Source organism: Ferrovibrio sp., from assembly GCF_017994015.1.
Lineage (GTDB): Bacteria > Pseudomonadota > Alphaproteobacteria > Ferrovibrionales > Ferrovibrionaceae > Ferrovibrio.
Map to the genome: position 1 here is coordinate 100896 of NZ_JAGOLP010000004.1, position 13726 is coordinate 114621.

Below are 13726 nucleotides of genomic sequence, written 5' to 3' on the forward strand. Positions count from 1 at the left end.
ATTGCCTAAACGGGAGACAGATTAACGATGGCGCAGAATCTCAGCCGCGCGTTGCGGTATGCCAAGGATGCCGTGGTGGGCCGCAATGGTGTCGTGGCGGCACAGAATCAGGCGGCTGCGGATGTGGGTGCCCAGGTGCTGGGCCAGGGCGGCAATGCGGTGGATGCCGCCGTGGCCACGGCTTTTGCGCTGGCGGTGCTGGAACCCTGGATGAGCGGCATCGGCGGCGGCGGCTTCATGCAGATCTATGATGCGCGCAGCGGCAAGGCGCAGTGCATCGATTTCGGCATGATCAGCCCGAAGCGGCTCGATCCGGCGGATTACCCGCTGGCGGGCGGCACGGCGGGCGACCTGTTTGGCTGGCCGGCGGTGGTGGAAGACCGCAATATCGTCGGTTATGGCTCGATTGCGCTGCCGGGCCAGCCCGATGGCATGCGGCTGGCGCTGGAAACCTTTGGCACCCGCAACTGGGCGGAAAGCCTGGCCCCGGCCATCGGCCTGTGCGAGCAGGGTATTGAGGTGGATTGGTTTCTCAGCCTGGTGGTGGCCTCGGCGGCACGCGATCTGGCGCGCTTCCCGGCCTCGGCAGCGTATTTCCTGCCCAATGGCCTGCCGCCCTCGGCGGAATGGGCCGGCACCGCGCCCCGGCTGAAGAATGCCGCCCTGCTGGCTACGCTGAAGCGGCTGCAAAGCGCGGGCGCCCGTGATTATTACGAAGGCGAGCTGGCGCGCAGCCTGGTGCATGATTTGCAGGCCGGCGGCAGCAAGATTGCTGCCGATGATCTGGCGCAATTCCAGGCCCGCCTGGTCGAGCCTTTGCTGGTGCAGCAGGGCGAAGCCACCCTGGTGCTGCCGCCCGGCCTTACTGCCGGGCCAACCCTGGCCGATGCCCTGGCGCGAGCGACGCCGAAGCTGGAACGCGGCGTGGCGGTGCCGGGCGCGCAAAGCTTTGTGGCTTATGCCGAGGCATTGGATGCGGCCTATGAGCATCGCCTCGCCACTATGGGCGATACCGAGAATAACGGCGGCTGCACCACCAATCTCTGTGTGGTGGATAAGGCCGGTAATATGGTGACAATCACGCAGACGCTGCTCTCATTGTTCGGCAGCCGGGTCATGCTGCCGGAAAGTGGCGTGCCGATGAATAACGGCATCATGTGGTTTGATCCGCGCCCGGGCCGGCCCAATTCACTCGGCGCCGCTAAGCGGCCACTCTCCAACATGCTGCCCAGCATGGTGCTGAAACAGGGCCAGCCCTGGTTTGCCATTGGCGCTTCCGGCGGCCGTCGCATCCTGCCGGCGGTGATGCAGCTGATCAGCTTCGTGGTGGATTTTGGCATGAGTCTGGAGGATGCCTTCCACCTGCCGCGCATCGATGCCAGCGTGGTGGGCCAGCCGGCCTATAATCCGCGCCTGCCGGCCGAGGTGATCGCGGCACTCAAGGCGCGCTTTCCGCAGGCTGTTGAACGCCGGCTGGATCCCTATCCGCTGCCCTTCGCCTGTCCAAGTGCCGTGATGTTCAACGCCGATGGCAGCCAGACCGGCATGACCGAAATCGGCCAGCCCTGGGCCAGCGCCAGCGCTGGCTAGAGAAGGGCGGCGAGTGCTAGTGCAGGTTAAGGCGTAAGCCCGGCGAATTGGGTGCGGGCAAGGTCGGCGAAGATGCCGCCCTTGGCCACCAGTTCGTCGAAGCTGCCCCGTTCGACAATCCTGCCATGCTGCAACACCAGGATCAGGTCGGCCTTGCGGATGGTGGAAAGCCGGTGTGCGATCAGAAACGTGGTGCGGCCCTGCATGAGCTGCTCCAGCGCTTTCTGAATCCGCGCCTCGGTGGCGGCATCCAGCGCCGAGGTGGCTTCATCCAGGATCAGGATCGGCGGGTTTTTCAATAACGCGCGGGCAATCGCCAAGCGCTGGCGTTCGCCGCCGGAAAGATTGACGCCGCGCTCGCCCACGATGGTGTCGTAGCCCTGCGGCTGGCGCTCGATGAAATCATGTGCCTCGGCCAGAATGGCGGCGTGTTTCACATCCTCCAGCGAAGCATCGGCGCCGCCGATGCGGATATTATCGGCAATCGAGCGGTGGAACACGGCCGAATCCTGGAACACCACGCCGATCTGGCGGCGCAGGCTTTCCAGCGTCACGTCGCGGATATCGGTGCCATCAATGGTGATGCGGCCGGATTGTGGTTCCCAGAGCCGGCTGAGCAGGGCCATGGTGGTGCTCTTGCCCGAGCCGGTGGCGCCAACCAGGGCAACGGATGAGCCTGCCGGCACGCTGAAAGTCAGGTCGCTCACCGCCGGGCGGCCGCCATCATAGCTCAGGCTGACATGCTCAAAAGTCACTTCACCCCGGGGCTTTTCCAACAGCTTGGCGCCGGGCCGATCCATCACGCCGGAGCGGGTATCGAGCACGCCGAAAAATTCCATCAGGCTGTGCATCTGGAAAAACAGCCGGCTGACAAAGCCCATGGCATGTTCCAGGCGGCCGATCAGCATGGTGGCAAAACCCATAAAGCTGACGATCTCGCCCACGCTGGCCTTGCCTTGCAGATGTAGCCAGCTGCCCAGCACAAAGATGGCGATCACCGTGATGGTGGAAGCCATGCGGCTCAGCACGGTCATCAGCGCCCACAGATTCAGCACCGGGAATTGCGCTGCCAGCAATTTCTGCATCACGGTGCCGAGTTCGCGCGCCTCCAGCGCCAGGCGCACAAAACTCTGCACCAGGGTGACATTGCCGAGCGCATCGCCGGCCCGCGCCGCAAGCTCGGAATGGTAATCCTCCACTGCCGATTGCGCCGCTTCTGTTTTATGCACCACGATGGCGCTGAGCAGCGCAAACACCACGATCAGCAGGATCAGCAGCAGGCCCAGCCGCCAGTTCATCCACAAGGCCAGCGGCAGCAAAGCCAGCACGGCAACGAAGGTGGAAAGATGCTCGCGGAAGAAGGCAAGCCACAAGCCGAACAGGTTATCCGCGCCGCCCAGCATGATCTTGAGCAGGCGGCCGGAATGGGTGGCGCCATGGAACGCCGCCGGCAGGCTCAGCACATGCTCAAAATACAGCGACATCGCAGCCAGCCGGCGGCGATGCGCCAGGCGGTCGGCATGCAGGGCCACCAGGATGCCGGCCAGGATGCCGACCAGTCCGGCAGCGCACCACAGGCCGAGCAAACGCAATGTGGCGGCCCAGGTCTCGCCCGGCGCCGCCTTGTCGGATGCCGAAAGCACATCAATGATACGGCCAAACAGCACCGGCTCGATGAAGCTGATGCCGGCCAGGCCGATATTGGCCAGGCCGAGCAGCCAGGCCAGGCGTTTTTCCGGGCCGAGCAGCGCCAGCACCCGGCCATAGATGCGCATAAATTCCATCGCCGGATTATCGCCCAGCCGGGCCGTCCGTGCTAGAGGCTGCGGCATCATGATGCTGTTTGATCCCGAGTTCGCCGCCGCCGGCCTGCGCGGCCTATCTGTTGCCCTGTTTGTTGGTGGCGTGGTCTATGTGATGGAGCGGACGCGGCCGTTTATCGGCGGCATCGTGCTGGCGCTGCCGATCGTGGTCGGGCCGTCGTATTTTTTCCTCAATCTGCAACAGGATGCCGATTTTATGCGGCAGGCCATCGTGGTGGCGCTGGGCATGATCGGCGCCGTGCTGTGTTTCCTTACCGCCTATATCCGGCTGATCGGCCGCCAGGCCGCCCCCGTGGCTCTGCTGGGCGCGCTGCTGGCCTGGCTTTTGGCGGCGCTGATTGTGCGCTATCTGCCGCCGGAATTGCCCTGGATGCTGGGCTTCGCCCTGGCCGCCGCTTTGCTCGCCTGGCTGGCCAATCGCGGCGTGGTGCAACTGGCCGGCAATGGCAGCAGCAGCAAACCCTCGCCGGGTTATGACGTGGCCCTGCGCGGCCTTTGCGCCGGCCTGCTGGTGGCGCTGGTCACGCTGCTGGCCAACCGGCTCGGGCCGCTTGGCTCGGGCCTGCTGGCCACCTTTCCGGTGGCGCTCACCGTGGTCTGCCTGTTTCTGCTGCGGCGCTTTGATCGTTTCACCGCGCGCGCCGCACTGGCTTCCACCCAGATCGGGCTGAGCAGCCATGCGGCGTTTTTCATCACCCTGCTGGCCCTGCCGGGCCTGGCTGCCGGCTGGCGCTTTGCCGCTGCCAGCCTGGCCTCGGCGGCCTGGGCCGCCGGGCTGGCCCTGGCTAGGCGGCGCGGTTAAGCCTTCTTCGCCAGCAATTCGCGCGGCGTATCCACACCGCGCTGGCGGCCGCGCAGATACTGGTTCGGCGCCGCAACCTTGCCGCCCAGCTCATCGGCGGCACGCCAGGCCCAGAATGGATCATTCAGCAGGCCACGCGCCATCGCCACCAGATCGGCGCTGCCTTCGGCAATGATTGCCTCGGCCTGTTTCGCCTCGGTGATCATGCCCACCGCCATGGTGACCAGGCCGGTGGCCTTGCGCACGGCAGCGGCAAACGGCACCTGATAACCCGGCCCGGTGGTGATCTTCTGATGCAGCGAAATGCCGCCGGAACTGACATCAACAAAATCGCAGCCGCGCTCCTTCAAGGCATGGCCGAAGGCGATGGCATCTTCAACGCCCAGGCCGGCATCGCCCATCCAGTCGCTGCCGGTGATGCGGATACCCAGCGGCTTATGCGCCGGCCAGGCGGCGCGCACCGCGTCAAACACCGCCAGCGGGAAACGCATGCGGTTATCCAGGCTGCCGCCATATTCGTCATTGCGCTTGTTGCTCACCGGCGACAGGAACTGGTGCATCAGATAGCCATGCGCGCCATGCAATTCGATCACATCCACGCCGATGCGATCAGCGCGGCGGGTGGCTTCGGCAAATTGCGCCACGGCTTCGGCGATGGCCGCTTCATCCATCGCTTCGGGCAAAGGCCAGCCATCTTCATGCGCCAGGGCGCTTGGCGCCAGATTAAGCCAGGCGCGCTCATCCGTGATCGGCTTGCCGCCGGCCCAGGGCACTTCGCTGGCGCCTTTGCGCCCGGCATGGGCAAGCTGGATGCCAAAAGGCGTGGTGCCGCCCCCCACAGTTCTGAAAGCCTGCACCACGCGTGCCAGGGCGGCTTCGTTGGCATCATCATACAGCCCCAGGCAATGCGGCGTGATGCGGGCGCGTGGCGCCACATGGGTGGCTTCGGCCAGCACCAGCCCAAGCCCGGCAGCGGCATAACGCGCCAGATGCACCAAATGCCAGTCATTGGCCGATCCGTCATGGGCGCTGTACTGGCACATCGGCGACAGCACGATGCGGTTGGGCAGGGTGACGGAACGCAGCGTCAGCGGCTCAAACAGGGCAGACATGGTTTTCTCCGGTGGTTGCCTGCCGGATGTAGCGCCATGGCAGGCCGCAGGCAAGCATCGCTTGCCGAAGGGCCGGCATCGGCATAGCATAAGGAATTCTTATCGATATCTCTGGAATACATAAATGGTTGATCTGCGCAATCTGGAAACCTTCGTCTGGGTGGCCCATCTTGGCGGTTTTCGCGCTGCCGCCGAAAAGCTCAACACCACCCAGCCGGCCGTGTCGCAGCGTATCGCCCAGTTGGAGGATGAACTGGCAGTGAAGCTGTTTGACCGCGAGCCGCGTGGCGCCAAGCTGACGGTGAAGGGCTTCGAGCTTCTGGGCTATGCCGAACGGATGCTGACCCTGCGCGCCGATATGTTGCAGGCTTTGCGCGAGAAGAAGGCGATGCGCGGTGTGGTGCGGCTCGGGGTGGCCGAAACCATTGTGCATACCTGGCTGTCGCGGCTGATCGAACGCATGCATGCAGTCTATCCGGCGATCACGCTGGAGATCGAAGTGGATACCTCGCCGATCCTGCGCCAGTCACTGCTCAGCCATCAGCTCGATATCGCCTTTGTGCTGGGTCCGGTTAGCGAACCACGCATGAAAAACGTCAATCTGAGCGCTTATCCGATGGCCTGGGTGGCCAGCCCCAGCCTTGACCTGGGGCCAGAACCGATTCGTGTCACCACGCTGGGGCGCTGGCCGATCATCACCTATCCGCGCAATACCCGACCCTATATCGCCGTGCATGAAATGCTGGCCCGCGCCGATGTGCCGAACCGGCGCATCTATGGCAATGCCTCGCTCTCCACCATCGTGCGCATGACGTTGGACAATATCGGCATCAGCGCGATTCCGCCGGTGGTGATTCAGCGTGAACTGGCCGAGCGTAAGCTGCGTCTGCTGCGCGCCGAGGCCACGCTGCCGGATTTGAATTTCACCGCCACTTATCCAGTGAAGCCGGATAGCTACATGGCTGAGGCGGTGGCTGAACTGGCGCGCGAGGTGGCTGCCACCGAACCGGGCCAATTGCCCGCTAATGTGGCAGCGCGGCGAGTTAAGCGATAAATTTTCCTTATACACACCCATCCCAACTCGCGATTGGACAGATATGACCTTTTCATGATGCCATGGTCGAAGTGGCTGGGTGTGATGGAGGGGAAGATGAACGCAGTGCTACGACATGCGGATTTCCGTGGTGAAACCGGCGAAGCAGCGCGGCTTCGGGTGCGCTCCGGCGATCATAGCGGCCCCACTGCCGGCCTGGCGCCCGGCTATGTGCAGGCCAATATGGCGATCCTGCCGAAAGCCCTGGCGGCTGATTTCCAGCGTTTCTGCGCCATGAACCCGAAAGCCTGCCCGCTGCTGGCTTCCAGCGAGCCGGGCGACCCGACTTTGCCTGTTCTGGGCGCCAATCTTGATATCCGCACCGATCTGCCGCGCTACCGGGTGTGGCGCGATGGCGAATTGGTAGAGGAAGTGACCAACATCAAGGCGCAGTGGCGCGACGATCTGGTGGCTTTCCTGATCGGCTGTTCGTTTTCCTTTGAGGAAGCGCTGCTCGAAGACGGCATCCCGTTGCGCCATATCGCCTGCGGCAGCAATGTGCCGATGTTCCGCACCACTATCCCGACCCAGGCTTCCGGGCGTTTCCATGGCCCCACCGTGGTGTCGATGCGGCCGCTGAAGCCGGCCGATGCGATCCGCGCGGTGCAGATTACCTCACGTTTTCCATCGGTGCATGGCGCGCCAATCCATATCGGCAAGCCGGAACTGATCGGCATCAAAGATGTGATGCAGCCGGATTACGGCGAGCCGAGCGAAATCCGCGACGATGAATTGCCGGTCTTCTGGGCCTGCGGGGTGACGCCGCAGGCGGTGATAGCCGCCGCCAAGCCGGATTTCTGCATCACCCATGCGCCTGGCTACATGCTGGTGACTGATCTGAAGAATAGCCGCCTGGCTATTCTGTGAGTTTTGTTTAAGCCAACCACAGGAGGGGAATATGCGTGTTATGATGAAGTCGCTGGCGCTTGCCGGCGCGTTGTTCGCGGGGGTTGCCGGCTCGGCGCTCGCGCAGGAAATGCCGAAAACCGCGCTCAAGGTGGTCGGCGCCTGGGGCAACCTGACCCAGTATAAGAGCTTTGAGCAGCCATTCTGGACCAAGGAAATCAGCGAAAAGTCCAAGGGCGCGATCACCGCTGAAATCACCCCGTTTAATGAAATGGGCCTCAAGGGCGCGGAAATCTTCCGCCTGATGCGCCTGGGCGTGATCGATTTCGGCTCCACCGTGCTGGGCTATGTCGCCGCCGACGATGCCCGCAACGAAGCGGTTGACCTGGCCGGCCTGTCGCCGGATGTCGCCACCGCGCGCAAGGTTTCGGATGCCTACAAGCCGGTTTATGACAAGTTCTACCGCGAGCGTTTCGGCGTGCAGGTGCTGGGCATCTGGCCGTATTCGGCCCAGGTGCTGTTCTGCAACGGTGAGATCAAGGGCCTGGCCGATCTGAAGGGCAAGAAGGTGCGTACCGGCAACCGCACTTTGGCTGAATTCGTCGAAGCCCTCGGCGGCACCGGCGTGACGCTGGCCTTCAACGAAGTGGTGCCGGCGTTGCAGAACAAGGTGGTGGATTGCGCCATCACCGGCACGCTCTCGGGCAATTCCGCCAAGTGGTATGAAGTGGCTACCCATATCTATGCCCTGCCGCTGGGCTGGAGCCATGTCATGCATGCCGTGAACGTGAAGAGCTGGGACAAGCTGAACCCGCAGGTGCGCAGCTTCCTCCAGGCTGAAATCGCCAGCCTGGAAGACCGCATCTGGAAGGCCGCCGCCGAAGAGACTCAGCAGGGCTATGATTGCAATGCCGGCAAGGACAATTGCACCATGGGCGTGAAGGCCAAGATGACCGTTGTGCCGGTCTCGGAAGCCGACAAGGCGCTGCTCAAGAAGGTGATGGCCGAAACCGTGGTGCCGAAATGGGCCGCGCGCTGCGCCGGTGATTGTGTGCCGGCCTGGAACGATTCGATCGGCAAGATCGTCGGCATCACTGCCAAGGCCAACTAAGTAAAAAGCGGGGCCGGTGCAAATCGGCCCCGCATTTCTTTTAAAGGATGGCAACCATGACATTGCTCGACCGCTGGCTTGAATTTGCTGACCGCCTGTCGCGCTATGCCGTGTGGTTCGGCGGCGCTTTGGTGCTAGCTTCCGCCCTGCTGGTTTCCGTGGATGTGCTGCTGCGCAAGCTGCTGCTGGTGTCGCTGGGCGGTGCCGACGAATTATCCGGTTATGCCTTTGCCATCGGCACCGCCTGGGCGCTGGGCTTCACCCTGCTGCGCCGCGCCAATGTGCGCGTTGATGCGCTTTATTCCCGCCTGCCGGCGCCGCTCTGCGCCGTGCTCGATATCATTGCACTGCTGTCGCTCGGCCTGTTCATCGGCCTGCTGGCGCAGCAGGCCTGGGATGTGCTGGCCACCTCGATCAGCTTCGAGGCGCGCGCCACCACGCCGCTACAAACCCCGCTATGGATTCCGCAAAGCCTGTGGGTGATCGGCCTGGGGCTGTTCCTGTTCACCCTGCTGCCGCTGTTGCTGCGCAGCCTGCTGGCACTGGTCACCGGCGATCTCGCCACAGTGCGGCGCCTGGCCGGGGCGCGCACCATTGAGGAAGACGCCGCCGATGAATCGGCGCATACCGCCGCCCTGCGCGTGAAGGAATAAGCCGATGCTTGGCACCACCCTGGTTCTTCTGCTGGTTCTGCTGGCTGCCGCATTGCCGGTGGCCGGTGCGCTGGGCACGCTCGGCCTGCTGCTTGATAAGATCTATTCCAAGATGCCGCTCAATCTGGCACTTGGCGAGGTGGCGTGGTCGTCGTCCAAGGACTTCCTGCTGGTCTCGATCCCGATGTTCATCCTGCTCGGCGAAATCCTGCTGCGCGCCGGTGTGGCCGAACGCATGTATGGCGCCATGGTGAAATGGCTCGGCTGGATTCCCGGCGGCCTGATGCATTCCAATATCGGCGCCTGCGCCATTTTCGCCGCCACGTCAGGCTCCTCGGTGGCCACTGCCGCCACCGTCGGCACCGTGGCTTTGCCGCTGGTCAAGAAACATGGCTACAATGAAAGCCTGTTCCTTGGCACCCTGGCTGCAGGCGGCACGCTCGGCATCCTGATCCCGCCCAGCATCAACATGATCATCTATGCGGTGCTGACCGATACCTCGATCCCGAAACTCTATCTTGCCGGCATCATCCCCGGCCTTGGCCTGGCCGGCCTGTTCATGCTGCTGGTGGCCGCGGCCTGCCTGGTGAAGCCGAAATGGGGCGGCGTCACACTCAGCTATAGCTGGGGCGATCGCCTGGCCAGCCTGGTTGATCTGCTGCCACCGCTCGGCATCTTCCTCGTGGTGGTCGGCTCGATCTATGCCGGCATTGCCACGCCCACCGAAGCCGCTTCGCTCGGCGTGATGGCGGCACTCGGCCTAGCCGTCTGGTATCGCAAACTCTCGCTGGCGATGATCAAGGAAGTGCTGGAAAACACCATGCGCACCACGGCCATGGTGATGCTGATCATCGTGGCGGCCTATTTCCTCAATTTCATCATCTCGGCCATTGGCCTCACCACCATGCTGACCGATTTCATCGCCGGCCTTGGCCTGTCGAAATTCGCCATGCTGCTGGCGGTGGTGGTGTTCTACCTGATCCTTGGCTGTTTCATGGAAACGCTGTCGATGATGATCACCACCATCCCCATCGTGGCGCCGGTGATGATCGGCCTCGGCTTTGATCCGATCTGGCTCGGCATCATTATCATCGTGTTGATCGAGATGGCGCTGATCACACCGCCGGTCGGCCTGAACCTGTTCGTGGTGCAGTCGCTGCGCAGCCATGGCTCGCTCAACGACGTGATTGCCGGCTCGCTGCCCTTTGTGCTGGTGATGATGCTGCTGATCCTGCTGCTGGCGATCTTCCCCGGCCTGGCCCTGTGGCTGCCGCAAACATTCGGTTGATTAGAGGAAACCCCGAGATGCTTCATTTCACCCGCAATTGGGCCGAGCGGCAGGACCGCATCGCCGTGGCCATCGACAGTCTGATCGTCGCCGGCTGGACCGGGCGCGACCAGCATGCCATCGAGCATCATATCGAGGAACTGGCCGCCATCGGTGTGCCGCGCCCCTCCACCACGCCGCTTTTCTACCGTATCGGCACCGGGCAACTGGCCCAGACCACGCATCTGCAAGTGCTTGGCCCGGATAGTTCCGGCGAGGTTGAGCCGGTGATTGTGGCGCTGGCCGATGGCCTCTGGGTCACGCTCGGCTCGGATCATACCGACCGCAAGGCGGAAGCTGCCGGCGTGGCGCTCTCCAAGCAGCTTTGCAGCAAGGTGGTGGGCGACAGCCTGTGGCGCTTCGACGAAGTGGCGCCGCATTGGGATCAGTTGATCCTGCGCAGCCATGCCACTATCGGTGGCCAGCGTATGCTCTATCAGGAAGGCGCTGTGGCCGGCATCCGCGATCCGCGTGACCTGATGGCGCGCTATCTCGGCCAGGCCGAAGCCATCCTGCCGGCCGGCAGCCTGATGTTCTGCGGCACGCTTGGCGCCATCGGCGGTGTGCGCCCGTCAGATCGTTTTGAGATGGAATTGTTTGATCCGGTGCTGGGCCGCAGCCTGACCGCTGGCTACAGTGTGGAAGCGTTGCCCGTTATTGCCTGAGGATTATCCGATGTCCCGTTCCAGCCGTGATCGTCTTGAAGCCTGCCTAGCCCGCATCGCCGATCCGGCCGGCGAGGGCAGCCGCGTTTTCACCCGGCTCTATGCCGAGCCGGCGCGTGATGCCGCCGCCGCCGCCGATGCCCGTGCCATGCGTGGCCTCAGCCTCGGGCCGCTGGACGGCGCCATCGTCTCGATCAAGGATCTGTTCGATCAGCCCGGTGAAGTCACCCTGGCCGGCTCCAAGCTGCTGCGCGATGCCGCCCCGGCCCCGGCCGAGGCGCCGGCCATTGCCCGGCTGCGCGCCGCCGGTGCGGTGATCATCGGCAAAACCAACATGACCGAATTTGCCTTTTCCGGTGTGGGCATCAATCCGCATTACGGCACCCCGGGCAACCCGGCGGATCGCAGCCGCATCCCGGGTGGTTCCTCGTCTGGCGCGGCGGTATCCGTGGCCGATGACATGGCGGAAATCGCCATCGGCACCGATACCGGCGGCTCAACCCGGATTCCGGCGGCGATGTGCGGCATTGTCGGCTGGAAACCGAGCCAACAGCGCATTTCCCGCGATGGCGCCTTCCCGCTGTCTTTTGCGCTCGATTCGATCGGCCCGCTGGCAAAAACCGTGGCGCAATGTGCGCTCGCCGATGCCGCCATGGCCGGCGATGTGATCCAGTTGCCGGAAGCTGCGCCGCTGGCCGGCCTGCGTTTTGGCATCCCCACCGGGCCGCTGCTCGGCGAAACCGAGCCGGCGGTGGCGTCTGCCTTTGAAGCCGCCGGGGCACGCCTGGCCAAGGCTGGCGCCCGGCTGGTGGAATGGCCGCTGGAAGACCTGATTGCCGAGATGATGGCGCTGAATGGGCGCGGCGGCATCGCCCCGGCCGAAGCCGCCTTCATCCATGAAGCTTGGCTCGATAGCTGCGCCGCCGAATTCGATCCCATGGTGCTGGCGCGTATCCGGCGCGGCACCGGGATCTGCGCCGCCAGCTATGTCGCCATGCAGCAGGGCCGTGCCGCGCTGGTGCGCAAGATCGATGCGCGGTTGCAGGATATCGATGCGCTGATCCTGCCCACCACGCCGATCCAGGCGCCGAAAATCGCCGATCTGGCCAATGAAGCCGCCTTCACCCGGGCCAATGCCCTGCTGCTGCGCAACACATCGACGATGAATTTCTTTGATCTCTGCGCTATTTCGCTGCCGATGCCGGAAACCGGCGCCTTGCCCGCCGGCCTCATGCTGGTGGCCCGCAACGGCCAGGACAAGCGCCTGTTCCGCATGGCGATGGGAGTGGAAGCCACCCTGGTCTAGACCGGCCGGGGATTCCGCCCTATAACCCGGCTCATGAGCACTCCCCGCCCCAACTCCACCCCCGCTAAATCGCTCTCGGCCGCCAGCCCGGCCAAGGTCGGCATCGTCAGCCTGGGCTGCCCCAAGGCGCTGGTCGATTCCGAACGCATCATCACCAAGCTGCGCTCTGAGGGCTATGCCATTTCCGGCGCCTATGACGATGCCGATGTGGTGCTGGTGAATACCTGCGGTTTCCTGGATAGCGCCAAGCAGGAAAGCCTGGAAGCCATCGGCGAGGCGATGCGCGAGAATGGCCGGGTTATCGTCACCGGCTGCATGGGCGTGGAAGCCGATAAAATCCGTGGCCTGTTCCCGGATGTGCTCTCGGTCACCGGGCCGCAGCAATATGAAGCGGTGGTGAATGCGGTGCATGAAGCGGCGCCGCCGGCGCATGATCCGTTTCTTGATCTGGTGCCGCCGCAGGGTATCAAGCTGACCCCGCGCCATTATGCCTATTTGAAAATTTCCGAAGGCTGCAACCACACATGCAGCTTCTGCATCATTCCTTCCATGCGCGGCAAGCTGAAAAGCCGCGCCGCCAATGACGTGCTGTATGAAGCCGAGCGGCTGGTGAAAGCCGGGGTCAAGGAACTGCTGGTGATCTCGCAGGATACTTCGGCCTATGGGCTGGATCTCAAACATGCCGAATCTGTGTGGCGTGGCCAGAGCGTGAAGGCGCGGCTGACCGAGCTTTGTAATGCCATGGGCTCGCTCGGCGCCTGGGTGCGGCTGCATTATGTCTATCCCTATCCGCATGTCGACGAGATCATCCCGCTGATGGCCGAGGGCAAGCTGCTGCCCTATCTGGATATCCCGTTCCAGCATGCCGAGCCGCGGGTGCTGAAGGCGATGCGGCGCCCGGGCAATCAGGTCAAGCTGTTGCAGCGCCTGAAAGCCTGGCGCGAGATCTGCCCGGATATCGCCATCCGCTCCACGTTCATTGTCGGATTCCCGGGTGAGACCGAGGCCGATTTTGACTTCCTGCTCGACTGGATGCAGGAAGCCCAGCTTGATCGGGTTGGCTGCTTCAAATACGAGAATGTGGAAGGCGCCGCCGCGCGCGACCTGCCGGATCAGGTGGCCGACGAAGTGAAGCAGGAACGCTGGGAGCGTTTCATGGCGGCGCAGCAGAAGATTTCGGCCGCCAAGCTCAAGGCCAAGGTTGGCCGCACGCTGGATGTGCTGGTGGATGAAGCCAAGCGCACTACGGCAGTGGGGCGCTGCTATGCCGATGCGCCGGAAATCGACGGCATCGTGAAAATCCGCAACGCTGCCGGCGTGCAGCCGGGCGACATGATCAAGGTGCTGATTGACAAGGCCGATGCCTATGACCTGAGCGGCAAGCGGGTCGGCTGACGC

At 63.6% G+C, this 13726-nt stretch carries 12 protein-coding genes; 10 read left to right on the forward strand and 2 right to left on the reverse strand.

Features of this window, described 5'->3' with window-relative positions; translation table 11 throughout:
- Positions 1 to 27: 27 nt before the first annotated feature.
- Complete coding sequence (locus tag KBB36_RS04260; protein WP_290977340.1) at positions 28 to 1590, forward strand: gamma-glutamyltransferase; 1563 nt, start codon at positions 28 to 30, stop codon at positions 1588 to 1590.
- 26 nt (positions 1591 to 1616) lie between these two features.
- Here the strand turns inward: KBB36_RS04260 and KBB36_RS04265 are convergent, their stop codons facing one another.
- Positions 1617 to 3425 carry a glucan ABC transporter ATP-binding protein/ permease gene (locus tag KBB36_RS04265; protein WP_290977343.1) on the reverse strand — a complete coding sequence of 603 codons (1809 nt, stop codon included), beginning with the start codon at positions 3423 to 3425 and terminating at the stop codon, positions 1617 to 1619.
- Between KBB36_RS04265 and KBB36_RS04270 the strand changes: the two genes are divergently transcribed.
- Positions 3424 to 4215, forward strand: a complete 792-nt coding sequence (locus KBB36_RS04270; RefSeq protein WP_290977346.1) for a hypothetical protein — start codon at positions 3424 to 3426, stop codon at positions 4213 to 4215. The genes KBB36_RS04265 and KBB36_RS04270 overlap by 2 nt on opposite strands.
- On the opposite strand, the gene KBB36_RS04275 is transcribed toward KBB36_RS04270, so the two are convergent.
- Positions 4212 to 5327: an NADH:flavin oxidoreductase/NADH oxidase gene (locus KBB36_RS04275; protein WP_290977349.1), complete on the reverse strand. Its 1116-nt coding sequence runs from the start codon at positions 5325 to 5327 to the stop codon at positions 4212 to 4214. The genes KBB36_RS04270 and KBB36_RS04275 overlap by 4 nt on opposite strands.
- 124 nt (positions 5328 to 5451) lie before the next feature.
- On the opposite strand from KBB36_RS04275, the gene KBB36_RS04280 reads away from it, so the two are divergent.
- The 8 genes from KBB36_RS04280 to rimO all read left to right on the forward strand — a co-directional run bounded on the left by KBB36_RS04280 (position 5452) and on the right by rimO (position 13723).
- Positions 5452 to 6381: a LysR family transcriptional regulator gene (locus tag KBB36_RS04280; protein ID WP_290977351.1), complete on the forward strand. Its 930-nt coding sequence runs from the start codon at positions 5452 to 5454 to the stop codon at positions 6379 to 6381.
- A 96-nt stretch (positions 6382 to 6477) separates the two neighbouring features.
- Positions 6478 to 7287: a putative hydro-lyase gene (locus KBB36_RS04285; RefSeq protein WP_290977353.1), complete on the forward strand. Its 810-nt coding sequence runs from the start codon at positions 6478 to 6480 to the stop codon at positions 7285 to 7287.
- A 31-nt stretch (positions 7288 to 7318) separates the two neighbouring features.
- A complete protein-coding gene (locus KBB36_RS04290; RefSeq protein WP_290977355.1) occupies positions 7319 to 8377 on the forward strand; it encodes a TRAP transporter substrate-binding protein in 1059 nt (352 codons plus the stop codon).
- Positions 8378 to 8433: 56 nt separating this feature from the next.
- A complete protein-coding gene (locus tag KBB36_RS04295) occupies positions 8434 to 9030 on the forward strand; it encodes a TRAP transporter small permease subunit (RefSeq protein ID WP_290977357.1) in 597 nt (198 codons plus the stop codon).
- Between the two features lie 4 nt (positions 9031 to 9034).
- On the forward strand, positions 9035 to 10318 hold the full coding sequence (locus KBB36_RS04300; protein ID WP_290977359.1) for a TRAP transporter large permease: 1284 nt from the start codon (positions 9035 to 9037) through the stop codon (positions 10316 to 10318).
- A gap of 17 nt (positions 10319 to 10335) precedes the next feature.
- Positions 10336 to 11022, forward strand: coding sequence for a DUF2848 domain-containing protein (locus tag KBB36_RS04305; protein WP_290977361.1), 687 nt, complete (start codon positions 10336 to 10338; stop codon positions 11020 to 11022).
- 10 nt (positions 11023 to 11032) lie between these two features.
- Complete coding sequence (locus KBB36_RS04310; protein WP_290977362.1) at positions 11033 to 12328, forward strand: amidase; 1296 nt, start codon at positions 11033 to 11035, stop codon at positions 12326 to 12328.
- A gap of 33 nt (positions 12329 to 12361) precedes the next feature.
- Positions 12362 to 13723 carry a 30S ribosomal protein S12 methylthiotransferase RimO gene (rimO, locus tag KBB36_RS04315; RefSeq protein ID WP_290977364.1) on the forward strand — a complete coding sequence of 454 codons (1362 nt, stop codon included), beginning with the start codon at positions 12362 to 12364 and terminating at the stop codon, positions 13721 to 13723.
- The last annotated feature ends 3 nt before the right edge of the window (positions 13724 to 13726 follow it).